We start from the raw sequence: 23,495 nt of genomic DNA on the forward strand, positions 1-23,495 counted from the left end.
CTGCCCGGTGGCTCAGCCGCCTCCGCCGCCACCCCCGCCACCGCAGCCGCCGCCACCACCGCCACCGCAGGACGAGCCGCCGCCGCAGGACGAACCTCCGCCGCAGGACGAGGAGTCGCCGCCCCCGCCGCCGGCCCACCACGAGCCGCCCCGGCCGCCCCCGCCCGATCCCGAGCCGCCCGAGGACTGTGTCGCCATGGCGAGCACAGCCATGAGCACCACCACGCCGATGAAGATCATTCCTGCCGCCATGCGCGGTTCCCCCTTTGCGTACGTGTGCGTCGCGACGCGCTCTCCGGCGCTTCCGCACGGCCCCGGAACGTCCGCGCGCCGACAGCCGCGCGCCCACTCGTCCGTGCCCGGCCGTCCGACGGCCGTTCGAGCCGGAACGCGCCGCCGTTCCCCGGCACTCCGCGCACCCCGGCCCGCGTCCGGCCCCGGCAGGCGACCGGCGCCGGCGGATGGCACCCGGGCGGATCGCGCCCGTCGGCCACCGCACCGCCGGGGCGGTCCTTCGCGGGGCCCGTGGCGCGCCCCCGTGGCGCGCGCCGCGAATCCGGTTGCGCCCGCCCCCCGTTGGGACTCCGCGGGCGCAACCGGCTCCTGCCCCCGCCCGTCGGGAGCCAAAGCACAGTTGAGGAAGATAAGAGCTTGCCCGAGGATGGCGCACATGACTGCTGGCCATGCCGCCCAGGGCGCCGGAACCGCCCGCCCCCTGCTCAACCGCCGGCTCGCCGGCTTCGGGACGACGATCTTCGCCGAGATGTCCGCACTGGCCCAGCGCACCGGCGCGATCAACCTCGGCCAGGGCTTCCCGGACACCGACGGCCCCGAGTCCGTGCGCGAGGCCGCCGTCCGTGCGCTGCGGGACGGGCGCGGCAACCAGTACCCGCCGGGCCCCGGCATCCCCGAGCTGCGCACCGCCGTCGCCGAGCACCAACGCCGCTTCTACGGCCTGGAGTTCGACCCGGACACCGAGGTCCTGGTCACCGCCGGCGCCACCGAGGCGCTCGCCGCGGCCCTGCTGGCCCTCGTCGAACCCGGCGACGAGGTGATCGCGCTGGAGCCGTACTACGACTCCTACGCCGCCTGTATCGCGCTGGCCGGCGGCACCCGGGTCCCGGTCACCCTGCGGCCCTCCGGTGACACCTTCCGGCTCGACCTCGACGAGCTGCGCGACGCCGTCACCGACCGCACCCGGCTCATCCTCCTCAACACCCCGCACAACCCGACCGGCACCGTGCTCGGCCGCGACGAGCTGGCCGCCGTCGCCGAACTGTGCGTCGAGCGCGGGCTGTTGGCCGTCACCGACGAGGTGTACGAGCACATGGTGTTCGAGGGCGAACATCTGCCCCTCGTCTCGTTCCCCGGGATGCGCGAGCGCACGGTGACGATCTCCAGCGCGGGCAAGACGTTCTCGTTCACCGGCTGGAAGGTCGGCTGGGTCACCGGCACACCCGAGCTGGTCACGGCCGTGCGCTCCGCGAAGCAGTACCTCACCTATGTCTCCGCCGGGCCGTTCCAGTACGCCGTCGCCGAGGCCCTCGCCCTGCCCGACGCGCACTACCGGGAGCTGAACACCGGGCTGCGCGCCCGCCGGGACCTGCTCGCCGACGGCCTGCGCAGCGCCGGCTTCGGCGTCTTCCGCACCGCCGGCACCTACTTCCTCACCGCCGACATCCGCACACTGCCCGGCCAGGACGGGAAGGAGGGCCGGGGCGCCGCGGACGGCGTCGCCTTCTGCCTGGCCCTGCCCGAGCGCTGCGGCGTCGTCGCCGTCCCCACCCAGGTCTTCTACGACCACGAGGCCGCGGGGGCGCCCTATGTACGGTTCGCCTTCTGCAAGCGGGAGGACGTGCTGCGCGAGGCGGCGGAGCGGCTGCGCGCCGGCCGGTGAACCGCGCGCCCGCCGGGGCGCCCCGCACACGACGGAGCCGGCCGCCCGGAACACCGGGGGCCGGCTCCCACCGCGGGCCGCCGACGGCTGCCGCGCCGACTACGCCTCGGCGCCGCCCTCGCCCTCGGCGGAGTCCGCGTCCTTCTCCAGACCGAACTGCTCCACCAGCCAGCGGTCGAACTCGATGGAGGCGCGCACCCAGCTGACCGTGCTGGAGACGAAGTGCTCCAGGGAGACGCCCGTGCCGATGAGCATCTGGGCCTCGCCGATGAGGCGGACCGTGCCGTCGTCATGGGTGTGGCTGTAGACCTTCGGCCACAGGGTGCGGCGGTTCCAGTCGTCGATGGCCTCCAGCAGCTTCGGCTTGTCGTCGATCGTGTGCGGACGGTCGTAGAACGTCCGCACGGAGAAGACCTGCTGGCTGCGCTCCTCCTCGCTGCCCGGCTCCTGCGGCCGGAACATGAAGTAGGTGCGGAACTCCTCCCACGGTGCGGCGAGGTCTCCCTCGTCGTCGACGACGTACTTCAGCTCCATCTGGTCGAGAAGCTGCTTCACCAGGTCCTGGTCCGGAACGACCGGGCCGGTCGGGCCCGTCTCCTCCGGCTCGGGCTGTCCCCCGAAGTTCGGGATCGAGGAGGGGTCGATGCTCACGTGGGTGTTCCCTTCATACGGCTGGCCGCCATCCTCCCGTACCGTCCCCCCGCGATGACAACCCTGCGGGTACCCGGCCCCCTCCGTTCACCCTTCGCCGGGCTCAGGCGGCCCGCTCGGGCTCGGCCGCCCCGACCATGAGTCCGTCCCAGCCGGTGACGTGATCCACCCGCACCACGTCGCCGTCCCGCACCTCGCCGGAGAGGATCTCCCGGGCCAGCTGGTCGCCGATGGCCGTCTGCACCAGCCGGCGCAGCGGCCGGGCGCCGTACGCGGGGTCGTTCCCCTCGACGGCCAGCCACTCCAGCGCCGCGGGCGTCACATCGAGCGTCAGCCGGCGCTCGGCCAGCCGCGCCTGGAGGGCGTCGACCTGGAGCCGGGCGATGCTGCGCAGCTCGTCCCCGGCGAGCGCCGAGAAGACGACGAGGTCGTCGAGCCGGTTGAGGAACTCGGGCCGGAAGGCCGACCGGACGGCGGCGAGCACCTGCTCCCGCTTCTCGTCCTCCTTCTCCAGGGGGTCCATCAGGTACTGGCTGCCCAGGTTGGAGGTGAGGATGAGGATGGTGTTGCGGAAGTCGACGGTGCGGCCCTGGCCGTCGGTGAGCCGGCCGTCGTCGAGCACCTGGAGCAGCACGTCGAAGACGTCGTGGTGCGCCTTCTCCACCTCGTCCAGCAGGACGACGCTGTACGGGCGGCGCCGCACGGCCTCGGTGAGCTGGCCGCCCTCCTCGTAGCCGACGTAGCCGGGGGGCGCGCCCACCAGCCGGGCCACCGAGTGCTTCTCGCCGTACTCGCTCATGTCGATCCGGACCATGGCCCGCTCGTCGTCGAACAGGAAGTCGGCCAGCGCCTTGGCCAGCTCTGTCTTGCCGACACCGGTGGGGCCGAGGAACAGGAAGGAGCCGGTGGGGCGGTTGGGGTCGGCGATGCCGGCGCGGGTGCGGCGCACCGCGTCGGAGACGGCGCGCACGGCCTGCGTCTGGCCGATCAGCCGCTTGCCCAGCTCGTCCTCCATGCGCAGCAGCTTCTGCGTCTCGCCCTCCAGGAGGCGCCCGGCGGGGATGCCCGTCCAAGAGGCGACGACGTCGGCGATGTCGTCCGAGCCGACCTCCTCCTTGACCATCTTGTCGCGGTTGCCGCGCTCCGCCGTCTCCTTCTTGGCCTCTTCCTCCTCCTCGGCGGCCTCCTCCAGCTCCCGCTCCAGGGCCGGGATCTCGCCGTAGAGCAGCTTGGACGCGGTGTCGAAGTCCCCGTCGCGCTGGGCGCGTTCGGCCTGGCCGTGCAGCTCGTCGAGGCGTTCCTTCAGCTCGCCGACGCGGTTGAGGCCCTGCTTCTCCTTCTCCCAGCGGGCGGTGAGGCCGCGCAGCTCCTCCTCCTTGTCGGCCAGCTCGCGGCGCAGCCGCTCCAGGCGTTCGACGGAGGCCGGGTCGGTCTCCTTGCCCAGCGCCAGCTCCTCCATCTTGAGCCGGTCCACCGAGCGCTGGAGTTCGTCGATCTCGACGGGCGAGGAGTCGATCTCCATCCGGAGCCGGGAGGCGGCCTCGTCCACGAGGTCGATCGCCTTGTCCGGCAGGAACCGGGAGGTGATGTAGCGGTCGGAGAGCGTGGCGGCGGCGACCAGCGCGCTGTCGGAGATCTGCACCTTGTGGTGCGCCTCGTAGCGTCCCTTGAGCCCGCGGAGGATCGCGATGGAGTCCTCGACGGTGGGCTCGGCGACCAGCACCTGCTGGAAACGGCGCTCCAGCGCCGGGTCCTTCTCGATGCGCTCGCGGTACTCGTCCAGCGTCGTCGCGCCGACCATGCGCAGCTCGCCGCGCGCCAGCATCGGCTTGAGCATGTTGCCCGCGTCCATCGCCGAGTCGCCGCCGGCGCCCGCGCCGACGACGGTGTGCAGCTCGTCGATGAAGGTGATGATCTGGCCCTCGCTCTCCTTGATCTCGGAGAGGACGGTCTTGAGGCGTTCCTCGAACTCGCCGCGGTACTTCGCGCCGGCCACCATCGCCCCCAGGTCGAGCGCCACCAGCCGCTTGTCCCGCAGCGACTCGGGCACGTCGCCCTTGACGACGCGCTGGGCCAGCCCCTCGACGACGGCGGTCTTGCCGACTCCGGGCTCGCCGATCAGCACCGGGTTGTTCTTGGTGCGCCGGGAGAGCACCTGGACGACGCGGCGGATCTCCTGGTCGCGCCCGATGACCGGGTCGAGCTTGCCCTCGCGGGCCGCGGCCGTCAGATCGGTGCCGAACTTCTCCAGCGCCTTGTAGGTGCCCTCCGGGTCGGGGGTGGTGACCCGGCGGCTGCCGCGCTGGGTCTGGAAGGCGTCCAGCAGCTTCTTGTCCGTCGCGCCCTGCTCGGCCAGCAGTTCACCGGTCTGCCCGCCCTTGGCGGCGAGGCCGATGAGCAGGTGCTCGGTGGAGACGAAGCTGTCGCCCAGCTCCTTGGCGCGCTGCGCGGCGTCCGCGACGACGGCCAGCAGCTCGCGGTCCGCCTGGGGCCGGGCGACCGTGGAGCCCTGGACGCTCGGGAGCGCGGCGAGCAGCCGTTCGGCCCCCGAGCGGAGGGCGGCCTGATCGGCCTCGACGGCGGCGACCAGGTCCTGGATGTTCTCGTTCTCCTCCCCCGTGAGCAGGGAGAGGAGCAGATGGGCCGGCGTGATGTCCGGGTGGCCGCCGGCGACGGCGCGCTCGTTGGCCGCGCTGATCGCGTCCCGGCTCCTGTTGGTCAGCTCCGCGTCCACTGTCCTGCGCTCCTTCTCTGGCTTCGCCACCTACTGCTACTTGGCCTGCTTGCCATGGGTCGCCTGCAACAACTTGAGTCTACCGCACTCAATATGCTCAACCACCGGCCGCTCCCCGGTGTTCCCGCCCGGCACGACCGGTTTTCAGCCGTCGTGCCGGGGCCGGCAGCGGCTCCCGGACGACCCCGGCGACCCTTCGCACGGATGTACCCGGGCAGAATCCCGTGCGGAACCGCATCCGCTCAGCACCCCCGGGTGTCTCCCGTAGACGCACATCGACAGCGCCGCACCACGACAGCGGCACCAGCAAGGGGAGGGATCTCGACACTGTGAAGACCCGCACCGCGAGAGCGCGCCGCGCCTCTGCTCTGCTCGTCACCACCGGAGCCGTCCTCGCGACGGGCGCGCTCAGCGCCCCCGCGCACGCGGCGGCCACCACCGCACCGGCCGCCGCCCCGGCAGCGGCGGCGAAGAAGCCGTCGATCGCCGCCAAGGGCGGCTACACGATGAAGAACGGCCGCACCACGTACAGCAAGGCGGCCGACACCCGCCGCTCCACCGGCTCGACGACGAAGATCATGACGGCCCGCGTGGTGCTCGCCCAGCCCAAGCTGAACCTGAACCGCAAGGTCAAGGTCCAGAAGGCGTACAGCGACTACATCGTCCGCAACACCGCCTCCTCGGCCCGGCTGATCGTCGGGGACAAGGTGACGGTCCGCCAGCTGCTGTACGGGATGATGCTGCCGTCCGGCTGCGACGCCGCCTACGCGCTCGCCGACACCTTCGGCAGCGGCTCGTCCCGCTCGGCCCGGGTCAAGTCCTTCATCGGCAAGATGAACGCCCAGGCCCGCACCCTCGGCCTGAAGAACACCCACTTCGACTCGTTCGACGGGATCGGGAAGGGCAAGAACTACTCCACCCCGCGCGACCTGACGAAGCTGGCAGCGGACGCCATGAAGAACTCCACGTTCCGCTCGGTCGTCGGAACCAGGTCGACGAAGCAGAAGGTCACCACCAAGAGCGGCGGCTACCGCTACATGAACTGGTCGAACACCAACCCGCTGCTCGGCGCCTACAGCGGCACCACCGGTGTGAAGACCGGCTCCGGCCCCGAGGCCAAGTACTGCCTGGTGTTCGCCGCCACCCGCGGCGGCAAGACGGTCACCGGCACCGTCCTCGCCTCGACCTCCGCCGCCAAGCGGACGGCCGACGCCAAGAAGCTGCTCGGACACGCCTTCAGCGCGTAACCCCCGCCCGCCGGGCCGCCGTTCCCCGCGGTACGCACCACGGGGAACGGCGGCCACCGGGGTACGGGACGGCGGAAACGGAACCGCGCGCGGCCGGTCGCGTCAGTCGCGCGGCTTCGGCCGCCAGACGACCAGGGCGCTGGACTGCCGCACATCGTGGTACGGCACCAGATCCCGGCGGTAGGAGGCGTGCACCTGCGCCTCGCGCTGCTGCATCGCCGCCGCCGCGCCCTCCACGGCCGAGGACAGCTCGGCCACCTGCTGCTTGAGCGCCGCGACCTGCTGCTCCAGCTCGATGATGCGCTTGATCCCGGCCAGATTGATGCCCTCGTCCTGGCTGAGCCGCTGCACCTCGCGGAGCAGCTCGATGTCGCGCGCCGAATAGCGGCGGCCCCGCCCCGCCGTGCGGTCCGGCGAGACGAGCCCCAGCCGGTCGTACTGCCGCAGCGTCTGCGGGTGCAGCCCCGAGAGCTGCGCGGCGACCGAGATGACGTAGACCGGCGACTCGTCGGTCAGCTCGTACGCCGCGGCACGTGCCGCGTGACCCCGCCTGCGTCCGTCCCGGCCATCCACGTCATTCTCCCTTCGCGGCCTTGAAGAGTGCCGCCCGCGGGTCCTCGCCCGCCGTCGCGTCCCGGTACGACTCCAGTGAGTCCCTTGCCTTGTCGTTCAGATCCCCGGGGACGGTCACCTCGACCGTCACCAGCAGATCGCCTCGCGTGCCGTCCTTGCGGACGGCCCCCTTGCCCCGCGCCCTCATGGTGCGCCCGGACGGTGTGCCGGCCGGGACCTTGAGCGTGACGGGCGGGCCGCCCAGCGTCGGTACCTTCACTTCACCACCGAGCGCCGCCTCCGGGAAGGTGACGGGCACCGTGACGGTGAGGTTGTCGCCCTTGCGCCCGAAGACGGGGTGCTTGTCGACGTGCACGACGACGTACAGATCGCCGTTCGGCCCGCCGCGCTCGCCCGGGGCGCCCTTGCCGCGCAGCCGGATGCGCTGCCCGTCGCTCACACCGGCGGGGATGCGCACCTGCATCGTCCGCGAACTCGTCGCCCGGCCCGAGCCCTTGCAGGTCTCGCACGGGTCCTGCGCGATCAGACCGCGGCCCTTGCAGTCCACGCACGGATCGGTCAGCGAGAAGCCGCCGCCCGCGCCGCGCGAGACCTGCCCGGTGCCCACACACGTGGGGCACACCCGCGGCGAGCCGTTCTTGTCGCCCGTGCCCGAGCAGTCCTTGCAGGCCGCGCTGGAGGACATGCGCAGCGGGACGGTCGCGCCGTCCACGGCCTCGGTGAAGCTCAGCGTCACCTCGGACTCGATGTCCTGGCCGCGGCGCGGCTGGGTGCGGGTGCCGGCGCCGCCGCGGTTGAACAGGCCGCCGAAGACGTCGCCGAGCCCGCCGCCGAAGCCGCCGGCCCCGCCGCCGCCCGTGCCGCCCCCGCCGGGGGCGCCGCCGAACAGGTCGCTCAGGTCGAAGTTGAACGACCCGCCGCCCGGCCCGCCGGCGCCGCCCGGCCGGAAACCACCGTTGCCGAACAGGGCGCGCGCCTCGTCGTACTCCTTGCGCCGCTTCGGGTCGCCGAGCACGTCGTACGCCTCGGAGGCGTCCTTGAAGCGCTCCTCCGCCTTCGGGTCACCGGCGTTGGCGTCCGGGTGGTTCTCCCGGGCCAGCTTGCGGTACGCCTTCTTGATCTCGGCTTCGGTCGCGTCCTTGGGGACGCCGAGGACCTTGTAGTAGTCCTTCTCGATGAAGTCCTTGGTGCTCATCCTCGACGTCCCTCCTCCCGGCCTCGGTCAGGCCTCGTCCGGGCCACCGTTCTCCTCTTCAGCTGCCCCGTCGCCCGGCTCGCCCTTGCCGGAACCCGGCTGCGGCTCGGCGACACCGACCCGCGCGGGGCGGATCGTCCGCTCGCCGATCCGGTACCCGGGCTGCAAGATCTGCACGCACGTGGTCTCCGTGACATCGGGCGAGTAGGAGTGCATGAGCGCCTCGTGGACCGTCGGGTCGAAGGGCTCGCCCTCCTTGCCGAACTGCATCAGGCCCATCTTCGCGACGACCGTCTCCAGCGACTCGGCCACCGACTTGAAGCCGCCGACCAGTTCGCCGTGGTCCCGCGCACGCCCGATGTCGTCCAGCACCGGCAGCAGTTCGGTCAGCAGATTCGCGACGGCGATCTCCTTGACCGCCGCACGGTCCCGCTCGACCCTGCGGCGGTAGTTCTGGAACTCCGCCTGGAGCCGCTGCAGATCCTGCGTCCGCTCGTTCAGCGCCGTGCGCAGCTGATCCGGGTCGCCGGGGGTCTCCCCGCCGTCCTTCGCCGCGCCGTCGGCACCGGCCTGCTCATCCTGCTCGTGCTGCATGTCCCGCGCCGTGTCCGCATCGTGCTCGTCGTTGTCCCCGGCCGGGGCGCCGGCCGCCGCCTCCTGCTCGGAGGCGGGGGCCGGCTCGGTGGCGTCGGCGGGGACGTCGGGCTTCTGCTCGAAGCCCGGGGTCTCCTCCGTCACGCCGCACCACCCTTGGGCTTCTGCTGGTCGTCGTCGACGATCTCGGCGTCGACGACGTCGTCCTCGCCGCCGCCCTCGGCCTTCGCACCGCCGGCCTCGGCACCGCCGGCCGCGGCACCCGCCTCGGCGCCGCCCTGGGCCTGCTGTGCGTCGGCGTACATGGCCTGGCCGAGCTTCTGGCTGGTGGCCGCGACCTTCTCGGACGCCTCGCGGATGGCCGCGGTGTCCTCGCCCTTCAGCTTCTCCTTGAGGTCGTTGACCGCGGTCTCGACCTCCGTCTTCGTCTCCGCCGGGACCTTCTCCTCGTTGTCCTTGAGGAACTTCTCGGTGGTGTAGACGAGCTGCTCGGCCTGGTTGCGCGTCTCCGCGGACTCACGGCGCTTGGCGTCCTCGTCCGCGTACTGCTCGGCCTCGCGCATCATGCGCTCGATGTCTTCCTTCGGCAGGCTGGAGCCGCCGGTGACCTGCATCTTCTGTTCCTTGCCCGTGCCCAGGTCCTTCGCGGACACGTGCATGATGCCGTTCGCGTCGATGTCGAAGGTGACCTCGATCTGCGGCACGTTGCGCGGCGCCGGGGGCAGGCCGGTCAGCTCGAACATGCCGAGCTTCTTGTTGTAGGCGGCGATCTCCCGCTCGCCCTGGAAGACCTGGATCTGCACCGACGGCTGGTTGTCCTCGGCCGTGGTGAAGGTCTCCGAACGCTTCGTCGGAATCGTGGTGTTGCGCTCGATGAGCTTGGTCATGATGCCGCCCTTGGTCTCGATGCCGAGGGACAGCGGGGTGACGTCCAGCAGCAGGACGTCCTTGACCTCGCCCTTGAGGACACCGGCCTGGAGCGAGGCGCCGATCGCGACGACCTCGTCCGGGTTGACGCCCTTGTTGGCCTCCTTGCCGCCGGTCAGCTCCTTGACCAGCTCGGCGACGGCCGGCATACGCGTCGAACCGCCGACGAGGACCACGTGGTCGATCTCGCTCAGCTGGACGCCCGCGTCCTTGATGACGTTGTGGAACGGCGTCTTGCAGCGCTCCAGCAGATCCTGCGTCAGCTGCTGGAACTGCGCCCGGGTCAGCTTCTCGTCCAGGTGCAGCGGGCCCTCGGCGGAAGCGGTGATGTAGGGCAGGTTGATCGTCGTCTCGGTGGACGAGGACAGCTCGATCTTCGCCTTCTCCGCGGCCTCGCGCAGCCGCTGGAGGGCCATCTTGTCCTTGGAGAGGTCCACGCCGTGACCGGACTGGAACTGCTTGACCAGGTAGTCGACGACGCGCTGGTCCCAGTCGTCACCACCGAGCTGGTTGTCACCGTTGGTGGCCTTCACCTCGACGACACCGTCGCCGATCTCCAGCAGCGAGACGTCGAACGTACCGCCACCGAGGTCGAAGACCAGGATCGTCTGGTCCTCCTTCTCCAGGCCGTACGCCAGCGCCGCAGCGGTCGGCTCGTTGACGATGCGCAGGACGTTGAGGCCCGCGATCTCGCCGGCCTCCTTCGTCGACTGGCGCTCCGCGTCGTTGAAGTACGCCGGGACGGTGATCACCGCGTCGGTGACCTTCTCGCCCAGGTAGGACTCGGCGTCCCGCTTCAGCTTCTGGAGCACGAACGCGCTGATCTGCTGCGGGTTGAACTCCTTCTCGTCGATACCGATCTTCCAGTCGGTACCCATGTGCCGCTTGACCGACCGGATGGTGCGGTCCACGTTGGTGACTGCCTGCCGCTTGGCGACCTCGCCGACGAGGACCTCGCCGTTCTTCGCGAAGGCCACGACGGACGGCGTGGTCCTGGCGCCCTCGGCGTTGGTGATGACGGTGGGCTCACCGCCTTCGAGAACACTGACGACGGAGTTCGTCGTACCCAGGTCGATGCCGACCGCACGAGCCATTTCGGGTTCCTCCAGCTGATGTCTTGAGTGAAGCTGACTCAAGCGTGCCTCACCTTTCGCGCCGCGTCAAAAAGCCTGAGCGAAGTCGGCTCAACCTGACTGCTGGCGCCTCGCGCATGCCCCGGCGGACGGGCGCCCGCGGGCACCGACGGACACAGGGAGGCCGCAGCGGAAGAAGAACGGCCCGGGGAGGCACAAATCACCGGGGTTCGCGGTACAGCGCGCTGCACGGAGTGGGTAGTCTCATACGGACTGGATAAGTTACCGCTTAGTAAGAGATGCACCCGCAGGCCCGAGGAGCTCCGCCATGCAACTCGCCGCGATCATCGTGTCGCTCGTCACCACTGTGGTGGGCGTCGCGCTCTTCGCCCGCGCGATCGCCGAGATCATCCGGTCGCTGAAGACCGGCCAGCCGGTGCCAGCGGGCACGCGCACGGACGAGCCGGCCCGGCGCACCCTCACCCTCGCCAAGGAGTTCCTCGGCCACACCAGGATGAACCGCTGGGGCGTCGTCGGTGTGGCGCACTGGTTCGTGGCCGTCGGCTTCATCGCCCTGCTGCTGACGCTGGCGCACGCCTTCGGGCAGCTGTTCAAGGCCGACTGGTCGCTCCCGGTCATCGGCTCGTGGACGCCGTACGAGATGTTCACCGAATTCTTCGCCCTGCTGACCTCGGTGGGCATCCTCGTGCTGATCGTCATCCGGCTGCTGAGCCTGCCCTCGCGCGCGGGCCGCAAGTCGCGCTTCACCGGCTCCACGGCCTGGCAGGCGTACTTCGTCGAGTACGTGATCCTCATCGTCGGCGTGTGCATCCTGTCGCTGCGCGGCCTGGAGGGCGCGCTGCACCACGTGGCGGGCTACGAGCCGGCGTACTTCGCCTCCTACCCGCTGGTCGCCGCGTTCGACGGGCTGGACACGGGCACGCTCCAGAACCTCGTCTACCTGATCGCCATGATCAAGATCGCGACCTCCTTCATCTGGATGATCACGATCGGCCTGAACGTCACCATGGGCGTGGCCTGGCACCGCTTCCTCGCCTTCTTCAACATCTGGTTCAAGCGCGAGGCGGACGGCGGCACGGCGCTCGGCCCGCTGATGCCGATGACCTCCGGCGGCAAGGAGATCGACTTCGAGACGGCGCTGGACGACGACAACGAGGAAGAGGTCCGCTTCGGCGTCTCAGCTGTCGAGGACTTCTCCTGGAAGGGCCTGCTGGACTTCTCCACCTGCACCGAGTGCGGCCGCTGCCAGTCGCAGTGCCCGGCCTGGAACACGGGCAAGCCCCTCTCCCCGAAGCTGCTGATCATGTCGCTGCGCGAGCACGCGCACGCGAAGGCGCCCTATCTGCTGGCCGGCGGCGGCAAGACGATGGAGGGCGAGGAGAAGGCCACCGCCGAACAGCTGAAGGGCGTTCCGCAGGCCGCGCTGGACGAGGCCGAGCGCCCGCTGATCGGCACCGCCGAGGAGAACGGCGTCATCGACCCGGACGTGCTGTGGTCGTGCACCACGTGCGGTGCCTGCGTCGAGCAGTGCCCCGTGGACATCGAGCACGTCGACCACATCGTCGACATGCGCCGCTACCAGGTGATGATCGAGAGCGCGTTCCCCTCCGAGGCGGGGACGATGCTCAAGAACCTGGAGAAGAAGGGCAACCCCTGGGGCCTCGCCAAGAAGCAGCGGCTGGAGTGGACCAAGGAGCTGGAGAAGGAGACCGGCATCCAGGTCCCCGTCGTCGGCAAGACCGTCGAGGACCTCACCGAGGTCGAGTACCTGTACTGGGTCGGCTGCGCCGGCGCCCTGGAGGACCGCGCGAAGAAGACCACCAAGGCGTTCGCCGAGCTGCTGCACATCGCCGGCGTCAACTTCGCGATCATGGGCGGGGACGAGAAGTGCACCGGCGACTCCGCGCGCCGGCTGGGCAACGAGTTCCTCTTCCAGCAGCTGGGCGAGGAGAACGTGAGCACGCTGAACGCGGCCTTCGGTGAGTCCCTCACCGAGGAGGGCGAGGTGGACCCGGAGACGAGGAAGCCGACGGCCTCGAAGAAGATCGTCGCCACCTGCCCGCACTGCTTCAACACGCTCGCCAACGAATACCCGCAGCTGGGCGGCCACTACGAGGTCATCCACCACACACAGCTGCTCCAGCACCTCGTCGACGAGGGCAAGCTGGTGCCCGTCACCCCCGTCGAGGGGCTGATCACCTACCACGACCCGTGCTACCTGGGCCGGCACAACAAGGTGTACACGCCTCCGCGCGAGATCATCGGCAAGGTCCCGGGACTGCGGAACGAGGAGATGCACCGGCACAAGGAGCGCGGCTTCTGCTGCGGCGCCGGCGGCGCCCGGATGTGGATGGAGGAGCGGATCGGCAAGCGCATCAACAACGAGCGCGTGGACGAGGCCCTCTCCCTGAACCCGGACATCGTCTCCACGGCGTGCCCGTTCTGCCTCGTGATGCTGACCGACTCGGTCAACGGCAAGAAGAACGACGGCCAGGCCAAGGAGAACCTCCAGGTCGTGGACGTCGCACAGCTGCTGCTGGACTCCGTCAGGACGCCGCCGGCCGACGAGGCCGACGACGGCGAGAGCGCCCTCGCCCCCGAGCCGGAGCCCGCGCAGTAGCGGACACCCCTTCCCCACACCACGACGGCCGGCCCCGGCACACCGCACATCGGGGCCGGCCGTCGGCGTGTGTGCGGGCCCGCGCGAGGTGCACTCTGGCGGGTTTCGGACACCGTCCGGTCAGATGCGATCAGTTGGTGCAGCACACGAGCCAATCACCCCCCGCGGTATACCCATCACCCAAAGTCCCCCCTAGGGTCTGTCCTCACGACGGCACCGACGCTGTTCCGGCAGCGCGACGCCGTGCGCACACAGGAGAGGACGACAGGTGTCGGACCCTGATGAGGTCCCGCGTCCCGGGGCTTTGGAGGGACAGCACGCCCGCGACGCGGACCGCGCGCGGCCGGCCGCCGATGTGCGCACCCTGCCCGTCCAGCGGTTCCGCCCCGGACAGCACGGCTTCGCCTCCTACGGCAGCGAGCACCCGCAGTGGGACGTCGTGCACGCCTTCGTGCGGCAGGGCCTCGCATACGGCGAGAAGGTGCTCGTGCTCCTCCACCCCCGGGTGAGCGTCGGGGAACTGCTGTCCCTGCTCGACGGGCACGGGCCGCCCGTGTCCGACGCCTGGCAGCGCGGCCAGGTGGTGCTCAGCAGCATGCGGGCGCTCATCGCGCCCCACCGCCGGTTCACCGCCGCACGGCAGTGGGCCCGGCTGCGCGAGGAGTCGGCCCGCGCCCGCGCCGAGGGCTGGACGGCGCTGCGCGCCTACATCGACATGGCCTGGGTCGAGGACCTCGGCGCCGACGTGGAGTCCGTCATGCGCCGCGAACGCTCCTCGCAGCACCTGTTCGACTCCGGTACCTACAGCGAGATCTGCGCCTACGACGACCGCGCGTTCACCGACGAGCTGCTGGCCGAGATGCACCGGGCGCACCCCGTCAATCTGCTCGGCAGCGTCGGCTCCCTGCACGCGGTGCGGGAGACCGGCGCGGACGGCCCTCAGCTGCGGCTGACCGGCGAGGCGGACATCGCCACCCGCGCCGAACTCACCCGCGCCCTGCGCACCGCGCTCGCCGGGACGGCGCCGGGGCACGGGGAGCCGGGCTCGCCCGCGTCCGGCCGGGAGCTGCGCCTGGATCTGCGGGCGCTGCACTTCCTCGGTGCCGCCTGCGCCGCGGACGTGCTGCGCGCGTGCGCGGCCGCGCCGGGCGACGCGACGGTGCGCTGCACCGGGGTCCAGGAGCGCATCCTGCGCCATCTGGGCGCGGGCTCCCTCCGTTCGCTCACCCTCGTCGTCGAGGAGGGAACGGCATGCTGACCCCCGAACTGCTGTGCCGGCTGCGTTTCACGGTCCGGGATCTGCCGCGGCTGCGCATCGAGGTCGAGACCTGCGCGGCGGGTGCCGGGCTGTGCGAGCCGCGCAGGGGCGAGTTCGTCGTCGCGGTCGACGCGGTGGCCACCAACGCCGTCGAGCACGCCGGCGGCAGCGGGCATCTGCTGCTGCGCAACCTGGGCGAGGAGCTGGAGTGCCGGGTCACGGACTCGGGCCCGGGCTTCTCCGCCGATGTCATCCCCGAACTGCTGCCCGGGCTGGACGGCGCGCACACCGGGCGCGGGCTGTGGCTGGCGCGCCTGGTGACCGACCGGCTGACGATCGCCCCCAACGACGGGCCCGACGCGAAGGGCGCGGTCGTCACCCTGGCCGTCCGGCTGCCCGAGCCGGGACGCGGCGCCCCGCTCGGCCCGCCCGCCGCCCGCACCACGCTGCCCGGGCGCCCGTACACGCACCCCTACGACCGCCGGCCGGGCCCCGCCGGAGCACCGGAGGCGGGCCCGGCGGAAGGCTGACCACCGGGGGCGTACGGTGGAGCTCGCACCACCGGCGGAGTGAGGCCGGCTCCACCGGGTTCCCCTAGGGGATGTCACAGGTCAGCAGCGATGTCCGGCCATCTCACCCTGCGAAGGCACCGCGTGGCGCGTGGACACGGTACGTTCGATTGCGTGGCTGGTTTCAGGAGCGGACGCGGCCGGGGATCCCGGGGCGCGCAGCAGCATGGGCAGTTCCCCCCGCAGCACCCGCAGGGCGCACCCTCCCCGCAGGGCACCCCGTACCCGCAGCAGGGCGGCGGTCCGTCGCCCTGGCAGGGCCGGGGCCCGGGGCCCGCGCCCTACGGGCAGCCGGCGTACGGCCCCCCGGGTGGCCAGGGCGGTCCGCCGCCCTCGCCCGGCGAGCCCGAGTACTTCGGCGCTCCGCCCGCCGATCCGTACGCCAACGCCCCCGGCCACACCCAGTCGTTCAGCGTTCCCGACCCGTACGGCCCCGGGCCGGAGGGCGGCCCCGAGCCCTGGAACGACGGCTCCACCTACCACGCCGGCGGCACCCCGCCCCCGCCCTCCGGCCCGCGGCTGCACTGGAAGGAGCTGCTGAGCGGGCTCGTCCTGCGCCCCAACGCCACCTTCTGGCAGATGCGCGACCACGCCATGTGGGGCCCGGCGCTGATCGTCGCGTTCCTCTACGGGCTGCTCGCGGTCTTCGGGTTCGACAAGGCCCGCGAGGACGCGATCAACTCGACGATCTCGCAGGTCATCCCGTACGTCCTCACCAGCGGCATCGCCGTCGTCGTCGCCGGTCTCATCCTGGGCGCCGTGACGCACACGCTCGCCCGGCAGTTCGGGGGCGACGGCGCATGGCAGCCCACGGTCGGCCTGGCCATGCTGATCATGTCGATGACGGACGCGCCGCGGCTGCTGTTCGCCCTGTTCCTCGGCGGCGACGCGGGCCTGGTGCAGATCCTCGGCTGGGCCACCTGGCTGCTGGCCGGCTATCTGTTCACCTCGATGGTGAGCCGCTCGCACGATCTGCCCTGGCCCCGCGCCCTGGGCGCCTCCGCCATCCAGCTCCTGGCCCTGCTGTTCCTGATCAAGCTGGGCACCCTGTGAGCCGCTGAGCCGCAGCTCCACCGCCCCGGCCGTGCGGAACGGGGCCCGGCCGTCCGACGGCCGGGCCCCGTTCGTGTGCGGTCGAGCGGTCACGCGAAGCGCTGCGCCGCCGAGTCGTCGCACGGGGCCAGCTGGGCCTGTTCCTCCAGGCCGTGCAGGGTCACGCACAGGTTCTTCGCCGTGGCGGGGCGCAGGGTCGCGCCGTCCCGGACGAACTTCTGGTCGTCGGCGCCGGAGCAGTTGGCCAGCTCCAGCCCCGCCCCGTCGGTGCCGGCGCTGCGGACGCACCGGTCGTGGGTCAGCGCCGTGTAGAGCCGCTGCCCCTCGGTGTCGTACCACCACTGCTGATTGCGCTGGCCGCTCTTGCAGGACCAGCCGCGCACCTGGGTGCCGACCGCGCTGTGCGAACCGTCGGCGTCGAGGCAGGTGCCGGTGTCCTCGTTGCGCAGCGGCTGGAACACGTCGTCCCAGGCCTGCCGGTACAGCTGCGGGCGGCCGGAGCCGTCCGGGTCGGCGCAGGACGCCTCACGGACGCCGTCCTTGCCGGCCTGCCACATCTTGGTGAAGCAGTCGGCGAAGGCCCCGTGCCCCCGCTTGTTCGGGTGGAACGACTGCCGGACGGAGTTCTCGTCGGGCGGCACGGGGTTGGTGAGGTCCACGTACAGCCCGCGCGTCCAGGTGTTCTCCATGCACACCTCGTGCCCGTGGAACAGCCGGGAGGCGTCCAGGTAGTCGGCGCCGCTCGCCTCGGCCGCCTTCCGCATGCCCTTCTCGAAGGCGGGGACGGCGGTGTCGCGGCCCCAGCGGGTGTCGCTCGTGTGACCGAGACAGCCACCGATCAGCTTGCCGGGGAAGTCCGGGTTGTCGTGGAAGTCCGGGCCGATGGGGCTCGGGTAGCCGACGACGAGCAGCTGATAGTCGTCGTCCGCGTAACCGGCGTCCCGCATCACGGACTTGAGGTCGCCGACCGTCTGCTCGATCTTGGGCACCAGCCCGTCGACACGGTCCTGCCAGACCGGTGTGTACTTGGGCTCGCACGGCCCCTGAAGGGTGAGGTACCGGGTGACGCAGTCCGTCATCACCGGGCCGAACTGGAGATCGTCGTTGGCCCCGGCGACCAGGACGATCTGCTTCAGCCGGGTGTTGCGCGCCTTGATCGCCAGGCTGTCGCTCTGCACCAGCTCGTCGGCGAACTGCTTGGTGCCGCCGATCCGGATGTTCTCGCTGCTCGCCCCCGAGCAGGAGACGTTGTACGTGACGTCCGCGAGGATGCCCGTACGGTGGATCGCGGAGTCCGGCGAGCGGTGGCACCAGTTGTCGGGGCCGTTGGTCCCCGGCTCGTAGGTGCCGACCCCCTCGCCCGATATCTCGCTGTCGCCCAGCGAGATCAGGCTCGTCTTCCGTTCGTCCATGGGGCGTTCGGCCGCGCTGCCGTACAGCTTCTCGGCCTCCGCCGCCCGGATCTTCTCCAGCTCGGGCGGCAGCGGCTTGCTCGCGCGCGCCCCTCCGGTGCCGTCCTGCCCGGGCGGCGCTCCCGGCGCGGCCGCCGCCACCCCCGCCCCGGAGAACATCAGCGTCAACGCCGCTGCCACTGCTGCCACAGGTCTCGCCCGTGCCATGAGCACTCCCTTGTGCCGGCCAACTACTGTTACCCGCGGTACTTACCCGTAAGTAGTGCTCAACGGAACCCTCCCGACCGGACTTTGCTCAGCCGCACCCCCGCACACCTCACCCGGCCCCGGCCGTCCGCGCCCTCGCCCATCCGTACCGGGGGCTCCACCGCGACCACCGGAACGACCGGCTCCGGACCCCGGGCCGCAGAGCGCCCCCGCTCCCGCCGCACCGGACACGCGGCCGGACGACGACCGCCCGCCCAGCCCTGGACTCTGCGGCAGACGCGGCACGCCATGCAGCCTCACAGGTGAATGGTCGGCACCCGTTGCGTAAACGACCGGTCAAGTGTGAACAAGTGCCGTGGCTCGACGAAAGCGAGCGAACTCGACAGACACAAGGAGGAGTTCAGGCATGAGGAGAACTGCACGCGTCGCCGCCGTGGTCGGCCTCGCCGTCGCCCTGGGCGGTGCCTCGGCACCGGTCGCCATGGCCGATGTCATCTTCGTCAACGAGCACCGCGTCGGCCCGTTCGTGAGCGAGCGTGGCCCGGGCGACCTCGCCTTCAACCACGTGGAGGACTCGATCGGCGTCCCCACCTCGCAGGGCGACAAGTCCGTCGACACCGGCGACCTCGTCAGCAAGATCCTGGGCAAGCACAACAAGGGTGTCTTCGAGATCGAGGGCGCCGAGCAGGACCAGGGCGAGAAGTAGTCCCAGCAGTACCTCTGTGGATGGCCCGGGCCGCCGCTATCGGCCCGGGCCGCCCCTTTTCCGCTCCCCGACGGGGAAGCGGAAGCCACCGCGGCCGCGGGCAGACCGCGCGAGCCGGAGGGCGCGGCCACCGCGCCGCCCCGGAGACCGGAGAGCCGCTCAGGCGTCCAGCACCTGGCCGGTCCGCCGCACGACCGGCGGCTCCACGGACCACGGGAAGTTGATCCACTGGTCCGTCCGCTTCCACACGTAGTCGCACGGCACGAGCGAGTGCGACTTCTCATAGATCACGGCACTGCGCGCCTCGGCGACATGCTCCGCGCAGAAATCCTGCACCAGCTTGAGCGTCTTCCCGGTGTCCGCGACGTCGTCCGCGATGAGCACCTTCTTACGGCTCAGGTCGACGACGTTCGGCACGGGCGGCAGCATGACGGGCATGTCGAGCGTCTCCCCGACCCCCGTGTAGAACTCCACGTTCATGACGTGCAGGTTCTTCACATCGAGCGCGTAGCCGAGACCCCCGGCGACGAACAGGCCCCCGCGGGCGATCGACAGGATGATGTCCGGCTCGTATCCGTCGTCGGCGATGCTCCGGGCCAGCTCCCGGATGGCCTGTCCGAAGAGGGGATACGTCAGATTCTCGCGCTCGTCACTCACGGAAGGGGTTCTTTCTGTGCGGCCTGCGGGAGGGACCCGGAGCCGGTCGGACGGGTCAGACCTGGGTCCGGTGGAAGTTCAGGAACGAGCGGGACGGCGTCGGCCCGCGCTGCCCTTGGTAACGCGAACCGTAACGCTCGGACCCGTACGGGTGCTCCGCCGGGGACGCCAGCCGGAACATGCACAGCTGCCCGATCTTCATGCCCGGCCACAGCTTCATCGGCAGCGTCGCCACGTTCGACAGCTCCAGCGTCACGTGCCCGGAGAAGCCCGGGTCGATGAACCCGGCCGTGGAATGCGTCAGCAGCCCGAGCCGCCCCAGCGAACTCTTCCCCTCCAGCCGGGAGGCGACGTCCTCGGGCAGCGTGATCACCTCGTACGTCGACGCGAGCACGAACTCCCCGGGGTGCAGGATGAACGGCTCGTCGCCCTGCACCTCGATCAGCCGCGTCAGGTCCGGCTGCTCGACCGACGGATCGATGTGCGGGTACCGGTGGTTCTCGAACACCCGGAAGTAGCGGTCCAGCCTGACATCGATGCTGGAGGGCTGCACCATCGCCGGATCGAACGGATCGATCCGCACCCGGCCGTTGTCGATCTCGGACCGGATGTCCTTGTCTGAGAGAAGCACGGGCCGAGACTACGCGCCCGGGCCGAGCCCGTCCCAATCGGTCCCTGCGCGGCCGCCCCTCTTCGCCGGCCCCTTCTCCGACCGGCCGGCCCGTCCCCGACCGGCACACGAAAGGGGCCGGACCCTCCCGGGCCCGGCCCCTGAACCGAACGATCCGAACTGCTGGGGGCTGCGGGGAACCGCTAGCCGCGCTTCTGCCCGGGCACCGGCACCGCCTGCCGCAACCGTCCACAGCGCGGACAGCGCAGAAGCCGCCCGGGGCCGATCCGGCTGGTCCCCAGCTGCTGCATCGGGAACGTCGAGGTGCTGAACACGTGGCCCTCGGCACACCGGACGACGGTGGTTTCCATCGCTTCCTCTCCCCTGTCATTGGATGCGTGGACGACAAAAGCCACGTTAGGGGATGAACCCGACGCCCCGACCATCGGCACTCCGCCCCACCGTACGCCCCAACTCCCGCCCCGCCCCCACCCGGAACACCTCCCGCACCCCGGCCCCGGGCACAGCAGAAGACCCCGGCCTGTGCAGCCGGGGTCGGCGATGGGGTAAGCTGAACGACGTCGAGCCGAGCCTCCTCGGCTCCGCGCGGGCGTAGTTTAATGGTAGAACATGAGCTTCCCAAGCTCAGAGCGCGGGTTCGATTCCCGTCGCCCGCTCAGACAGAAACCCCCTGGTCAGAGGCCCGGGGGTTCTTTGTTGCTGGGCTGCGCTAGGCGCCTTGCACCAGATGCGCACCAGAAGGTCCGTTCTCCTGCTTGCCCTTGGCCTTCTGCCGCTCGGTGCGCACCAGATCGTCCAGCCCGGCGGCGACCTCGGTCTGACGGTCGTCGTCCGAGTGCTGGTAGATGAGCGCGGCTCGCTCGGAGGACTGGCCGGCGCGGACCATCGTGTCCTTGAGGGTGGCGCCGGAGCGGGTGGAGAGGGTATGCCCGGTGTGCCGGAGGTCGTAGAACCGGAAGTCGTCCGGGAGTCCCGCCTTCTTCCGGGCGCGGCGCCATTTCCGCCCGAAGGTGGAACGCCGGAATGCGCCGCCTCTTTCGCCGACGAAGAGAAGTCCGTCTTCTTCCTTCTCGGCGAACCAGGCGAGGTGCCGTTCGAGGTCCTTCTTCATGAAGGCCGGGAAGACGAGGAATCGCTTACCTGCCTCTGACTTCGTGTCGCCGGGGGCGCGGCGGCCGGTGCAGAGTTCCGGCTCGGCGGTGCGGATCCAGACGCCTACGCGGTCGACATCTACGTCGGGACGACGGAGGGCGGCTTGCTCTTCCGGCCGGGCCGGACCGTACGCGGCAATGTAGACCATGAGGCGCCAGCGTGGGCCCATGGCGTCGGCGACGGCGTCGACCTGGGCGACGGTGGCGGTGCGACGTTCGGCCGCCCTCTCCTTTCCCGCGCCCTTGATACGGCACGGGTTGCGGCGGATCAGCTCGTCATCCACGGCGGTCTCCATGACGGCCTTGAGGAGGCGGTACGCCTTGGCCACGGTAGTCCGGGCGTCGGTGGCCTTGAGCCGTTCCGTTCGCCAGGCGCGGACGCGGGGCGAGGTGATCTCGTCCAGATCGTACGTGCCGAAGGTCGGAAGGATGTGGAGTCGGAGCAGGCGCCGGTACAGCTCCTCGGTGGTCGGGGCGAGGTCCCGTTCGTCGAGCCATTCGAGGGCGTAGGTCTCGAAGTTCACGGCCCCGGCGTCCGGGTCACGCCAGTCGCCCCGTGTGAGATCGGCCTCGACCTGAGAGAGCCAGACCTCAGCGTCCGTCTTCGTGGCAAAGGTCTCGGGCGCTCTGTGCTCCTGCCCGGTCCGGTCCTGATAGCTCGCGGTCCAGCGACCGGATCGGTACTGGCGTACGGCGCCGAAGCGGCGGCGCGATCCCTTCTTGTTCCCCATCAGGCAGCCCTCCGGACGCGGCTACGGCGGGGCCGGGTCGGCTGGACCGTGTGCGCTGAGATGTACTCGGCGAGCGCGCTTTCGGAGATGCGGACATGCCGGCCGACCTTCACGAAGGTGATGCGGCGCTCGGCGATGAGGCGGCGCGGGAAGCGGGACGTGGTGCCGAGGAGTTCGGCGACCTGGTCGACGTTGAGGTAACGGTCACGGCCGCTCATCGGGCGATGTCTCCTTCCGTGGCGAGGGATGCCGATAGCCACTGTTCGGTTGGCGTCAGGCCGGTTCCGGTGTAGGTCCAGTGGGCGAGAACAAGCGTCGTCTCGTCCGGGCCGTCCACAGGGTGTGGGTCGTCTCCGCACGCGATGGCGGCTTGGAGGCGGCGCCATTCGGCACGGGCGGCGCGGAGGGCTCCGAGGGTGGTGGAGTAGCGGCGGGTCTTGGTGGAGAAGTGGCCCCGGAAGCCGAGCATGTGGGCCCAGGCGCGCAGGCGGAGGTGTTCGAGATCCTTGCGAGCGCCCAGGGCCCAGGCGGTGCGGATGAGGCGTTCGGCGTGTGCGGGCAGGTCGAGGGAGGCCAGCTCGGCGACGAAACGTAGGCGGCGGTCCAGGGTGCCCGTCGCGGTCTCGGCGCCCTTGGTGGCGTACTTGGCGATGTACGCGGCGACCGCGCGATCCGTGAGCGCCTGGCCGCCGTTGAAGTCGGGGCCGTGGATCGTACGGATGTCGAGTTGGGGGCCGAAGGCGAAGGTGGGGGCGCGGCCGTCGAGGACTGGGCCAGGGATGAGGGCGCGGGATGCGGCGGCGCGGATGGCGTTGGTCAGCAGCTCAGGCGTAGCCCAGTGCGGGGGTGCGGTCTCGCCGCCTGCGGGGCCGTCCAGGCGGATGACGGCGTGGAAGTGAACGGCGCCGCGCTTTTGGTACTCGGCGACCTTGGCGAAGGACACTCGGGCGCGTTCGGGAAGCTCGCGTTGGGTGAGTCCTGCGCGCTTGGCGATCTCGCGGCGCAGGTGGATGGTGAAGCGGCGCCAGAGCATCCCGGCGTGAGCGTTCCAGAGCACCGCGGCTTCGTAGTCGTAGCGATCCGGATTCAGTGGCGTACCCAGCGACGGGTCATCGGGGGCGTGATACCGACCGCAGCGGCAGGGGCGGGGGCCGGGGCGGTTGTGGACCGGGCCGAAGCTCGGCGCGGTGAACGTCGCGAAGACGCGGGGGTGCGACGTGACTTCTTCCGGGGTGCCCTTGCCGCCGCGTAGTCCGGCGGTGATCAGGTGGAAGGCGTCGCGGCGGTAGGTCTCGGCGCAGGCGGGGCAGCGGGTGGTGCGGCGGTTGCCGCAGCGGACCAGGAGGTCACCGGCGGGAAGGTCGTTGGAGTCGAGGCGCCGGAGGGCGGGGCCGATCTCGCCCGTGGTGGTGTCGACGCGGTGCTCGGTGCGGTGTCCGGCTAGGCGTACAGGGTTGGTGCAGCCGCCGAGACCGGAGAGCTGGCGGAGGGTACCGGGCAGGGTGCCGTTTGTGGCGAGTTTCGCCAGTTCGGCGACCGGGGCCGGGGCGTGGCGCGTGATGATGGCTGTACTCCTTCTCAGGCTTGG

General features: G+C 71.0%; 20 protein-coding genes, 1 tRNA gene and 1 pseudogene. 8 read left to right on the forward strand and 14 right to left on the reverse strand.

The window, feature by feature from the left end:
* Positions 1–12: 12 nt before the first annotated feature.
* Positions 13–252: a hypothetical protein gene (locus SCA03_RS21970; RefSeq protein ID WP_141275591.1), complete on the reverse strand. Its 240-nt coding sequence runs from the start codon at positions 250–252 to the stop codon at positions 13–15.
* A 418-nt stretch (positions 253–670) separates the two neighbouring features.
* Here SCA03_RS21970 and SCA03_RS21975 point away from each other — a divergent pair, with 418 nt between their 5' ends.
* Positions 671–1,897: a pyridoxal phosphate-dependent aminotransferase gene (locus SCA03_RS21975; protein WP_141275592.1), complete on the forward strand. Its 1,227-nt coding sequence runs from the start codon at positions 671–673 to the stop codon at positions 1,895–1,897.
* Positions 1,898–1,996: 99 nt separating this feature from the next.
* Here SCA03_RS21975 and SCA03_RS21980 read toward each other — a convergent pair whose 3' ends face one another.
* Both SCA03_RS21980 and clpB read right to left on the reverse strand, forming a co-directional pair.
* A complete protein-coding gene (locus SCA03_RS21980) occupies positions 1,997–2,548 on the reverse strand; it encodes a type III secretion system chaperone family protein (RefSeq protein ID WP_030880538.1) in 552 nt (183 codons plus the stop codon).
* 103 nt (positions 2,549–2,651) lie between these two features.
* Entirely contained in the window at positions 2,652–5,282 is a 2,631-nt protein-coding gene (gene clpB / locus SCA03_RS21985; RefSeq protein ID WP_030880541.1) for an ATP-dependent chaperone ClpB, read from the reverse strand.
* A gap of 329 nt (positions 5,283–5,611) precedes the next feature.
* On the opposite strand from clpB, the gene SCA03_RS21990 reads away from it, so the two are divergent.
* The gene (locus SCA03_RS21990; protein ID WP_030880545.1) at positions 5,612–6,529 is read left to right on the forward strand and encodes a D-alanyl-D-alanine carboxypeptidase family protein; all 918 of its coding nucleotides are present in this window, start codon (positions 5,612–5,614) and stop codon (positions 6,527–6,529) included.
* A 102-nt stretch (positions 6,530–6,631) separates the two neighbouring features.
* On the opposite strand, the gene SCA03_RS21995 is transcribed toward SCA03_RS21990, so the two are convergent.
* Genes SCA03_RS21995 through dnaK form a run of 4 tightly spaced genes read right to left on the reverse strand, consistent with a single transcriptional unit; the run spans position 6,632 to position 10,912 of the window.
* A complete protein-coding gene (locus SCA03_RS21995; protein WP_030880548.1) occupies positions 6,632–7,102 on the reverse strand; it encodes a heat shock protein transcriptional repressor HspR in 471 nt (156 codons plus the stop codon).
* A gap of 1 nt (position 7,103) precedes the next feature.
* Positions 7,104–8,297: a molecular chaperone DnaJ gene (dnaJ, locus tag SCA03_RS22000; protein ID WP_030880550.1), complete on the reverse strand. Its 1,194-nt coding sequence runs from the start codon at positions 8,295–8,297 to the stop codon at positions 7,104–7,106.
* Between the two features lie 27 nt (positions 8,298–8,324).
* Positions 8,325–9,035, reverse strand: a complete 711-nt coding sequence (gene grpE, locus SCA03_RS22005; RefSeq protein ID WP_086815394.1) for a nucleotide exchange factor GrpE — start codon at positions 9,033–9,035, stop codon at positions 8,325–8,327.
* Positions 9,032–10,912, reverse strand: a complete 1,881-nt coding sequence (dnaK, locus tag SCA03_RS22010) for a molecular chaperone DnaK (protein ID WP_030880558.1) — start codon at positions 10,910–10,912, stop codon at positions 9,032–9,034. Before dnaK ends, grpE begins: the two co-directional genes overlap by 4 nt.
* Positions 10,913–11,219: 307 nt before the next feature.
* Between dnaK and SCA03_RS22015 the strand changes: the two genes are divergently transcribed.
* From SCA03_RS22015 to SCA03_RS22030, 4 genes and pseudogenes are all read left to right on the forward strand, one after another.
* Entirely contained in the window at positions 11,220–13,532 is a 2,313-nt protein-coding gene (locus SCA03_RS22015) for a (Fe-S)-binding protein (RefSeq protein WP_086815393.1), read from the forward strand.
* A 268-nt stretch (positions 13,533–13,800) separates the two neighbouring features.
* A complete protein-coding gene (locus tag SCA03_RS22020) occupies positions 13,801–14,790 on the forward strand; it encodes an MEDS domain-containing protein (protein ID WP_230988845.1) in 990 nt (329 codons plus the stop codon).
* Positions 14,784–15,188: pseudogene (locus SCA03_RS22025) on the forward strand (ATP-binding protein); the annotation flags it as partial. The gene SCA03_RS22020 and the pseudogene SCA03_RS22025, both read left to right, overlap by 7 nt.
* Before the next feature lie 285 nt (positions 15,189–15,473).
* Complete coding sequence (locus SCA03_RS22030) at positions 15,474–16,412, forward strand: Yip1 family protein (protein ID WP_030880570.1); 939 nt, start codon at positions 15,474–15,476, stop codon at positions 16,410–16,412.
* An 89-nt stretch (positions 16,413–16,501) separates the two neighbouring features.
* On the opposite strand, the gene SCA03_RS22035 is transcribed toward SCA03_RS22030, so the two are convergent.
* Complete coding sequence (locus tag SCA03_RS22035; RefSeq protein WP_086815392.1) at positions 16,502–18,031, reverse strand: ricin-type beta-trefoil lectin domain protein; 1,530 nt, start codon at positions 18,029–18,031, stop codon at positions 16,502–16,504.
* 406 nt (positions 18,032–18,437) lie between these two features.
* Here SCA03_RS22035 and SCA03_RS22040 point away from each other — a divergent pair, with 406 nt between their 5' ends.
* The gene (locus tag SCA03_RS22040) at positions 18,438–18,737 is read left to right on the forward strand and encodes a hypothetical protein (protein ID WP_141275593.1); all 300 of its coding nucleotides are present in this window, start codon (positions 18,438–18,440) and stop codon (positions 18,735–18,737) included.
* 159 nt (positions 18,738–18,896) lie between these two features.
* Here the strand turns inward: SCA03_RS22040 and SCA03_RS22045 are convergent, their stop codons facing one another.
* The 3 genes from SCA03_RS22045 to SCA03_RS35200 all read right to left on the reverse strand — a co-directional run bounded on the left by SCA03_RS22045 (position 18,897) and on the right by SCA03_RS35200 (position 20,375).
* Positions 18,897–19,394 (reverse strand): phosphoribosyltransferase, encoded by a 498-nt coding sequence (locus SCA03_RS22045; RefSeq protein ID WP_030880583.1) that lies wholly within the window; start codon positions 19,392–19,394, stop codon positions 18,897–18,899.
* Between the two features lie 55 nt (positions 19,395–19,449).
* Positions 19,450–20,025: a dCTP deaminase gene (gene dcd, locus SCA03_RS22050; protein WP_030880585.1), complete on the reverse strand. Its 576-nt coding sequence runs from the start codon at positions 20,023–20,025 to the stop codon at positions 19,450–19,452.
* A 182-nt stretch (positions 20,026–20,207) separates the two neighbouring features.
* Entirely contained in the window at positions 20,208–20,375 is a 168-nt protein-coding gene (locus SCA03_RS35200; protein WP_169729632.1) for a hypothetical protein, read from the reverse strand.
* A gap of 235 nt (positions 20,376–20,610) precedes the next feature.
* Between SCA03_RS35200 and SCA03_RS22055 the strand changes: the two genes are divergently transcribed.
* Positions 20,611–20,681 (forward strand) — tRNA-Gly (locus SCA03_RS22055).
* A gap of 53 nt (positions 20,682–20,734) precedes the next feature.
* Here the strand turns inward: SCA03_RS22055 and SCA03_RS22060 are convergent.
* The 3 genes from SCA03_RS22060 to SCA03_RS22070 are packed head-to-tail and all read right to left on the reverse strand — an operon-like array spanning position 20,735 to position 23,468.
* Positions 20,735–21,907, reverse strand: a complete 1,173-nt coding sequence (locus tag SCA03_RS22060; protein WP_086815391.1) for a tyrosine-type recombinase/integrase — start codon at positions 21,905–21,907, stop codon at positions 20,735–20,737.
* Positions 21,907–22,125 (reverse strand): excisionase family DNA-binding protein, encoded by a 219-nt coding sequence (locus tag SCA03_RS22065; protein ID WP_086815390.1) that lies wholly within the window; start codon positions 22,123–22,125, stop codon positions 21,907–21,909. The genes SCA03_RS22060 and SCA03_RS22065 overlap by 1 nt, the downstream gene beginning before the upstream one ends.
* Positions 22,122–23,468 (reverse strand): replication initiator, encoded by a 1,347-nt coding sequence (locus tag SCA03_RS22070; protein WP_086815389.1) that lies wholly within the window; start codon positions 23,466–23,468, stop codon positions 22,122–22,124. The genes SCA03_RS22065 and SCA03_RS22070 overlap by 4 nt, the downstream gene beginning before the upstream one ends.
* Positions 23,469–23,495: the final 27 nt, after the last annotated feature.

The organism is Streptomyces cacaoi (assembly GCF_006539165.1).
GTDB classification, from domain to species: domain Bacteria; phylum Actinomycetota; class Actinomycetes; order Streptomycetales; family Streptomycetaceae; genus Streptomyces; species Streptomyces cacaoi.

Coding starts and splice junctions, on each gene's coding strand:
- SCA03_RS21975 (WP_141275592.1), top strand. CDS start 671: ATGACTGCTGGCCATGCCGCCCAGGGCGCCGGAACCGCCCGCCCCCTG.
- SCA03_RS21970 (WP_141275591.1), bottom strand. CDS start 252: ATGGCGGCAGGAATGATCTTCATCGGCGTGGTGGTGCTCATGGCTGTG.
- SCA03_RS22060 (WP_086815391.1), bottom strand. CDS start 21,907: ATGGGGAACAAGAAGGGATCGCGCCGCCGCTTCGGCGCCGTACGCCAG.
- SCA03_RS22015 (WP_086815393.1), top strand. CDS start 11,220: ATGCAACTCGCCGCGATCATCGTGTCGCTCGTCACCACTGTGGTGGGC.
- dnaK (WP_030880558.1), bottom strand. CDS start 10,912: ATGGCTCGTGCGGTCGGCATCGACCTGGGTACGACGAACTCCGTCGTC.
- SCA03_RS22035 (WP_086815392.1), bottom strand. CDS start 18,031: ATGGCACGGGCGAGACCTGTGGCAGCAGTGGCAGCGGCGTTGACGCTG.
- SCA03_RS22065 (WP_086815390.1), bottom strand. CDS start 22,125: ATGAGCGGCCGTGACCGTTACCTCAACGTCGACCAGGTCGCCGAACTC.
- dnaJ (WP_030880550.1), bottom strand. CDS start 8,297: ATGAGCACCAAGGACTTCATCGAGAAGGACTACTACAAGGTCCTCGGC.
- SCA03_RS35200 (WP_169729632.1), bottom strand. CDS start 20,375: ATGGAAACCACCGTCGTCCGGTGTGCCGAGGGCCACGTGTTCAGCACC.
- SCA03_RS22040 (WP_141275593.1), top strand. CDS start 18,438: ATGAGGAGAACTGCACGCGTCGCCGCCGTGGTCGGCCTCGCCGTCGCC.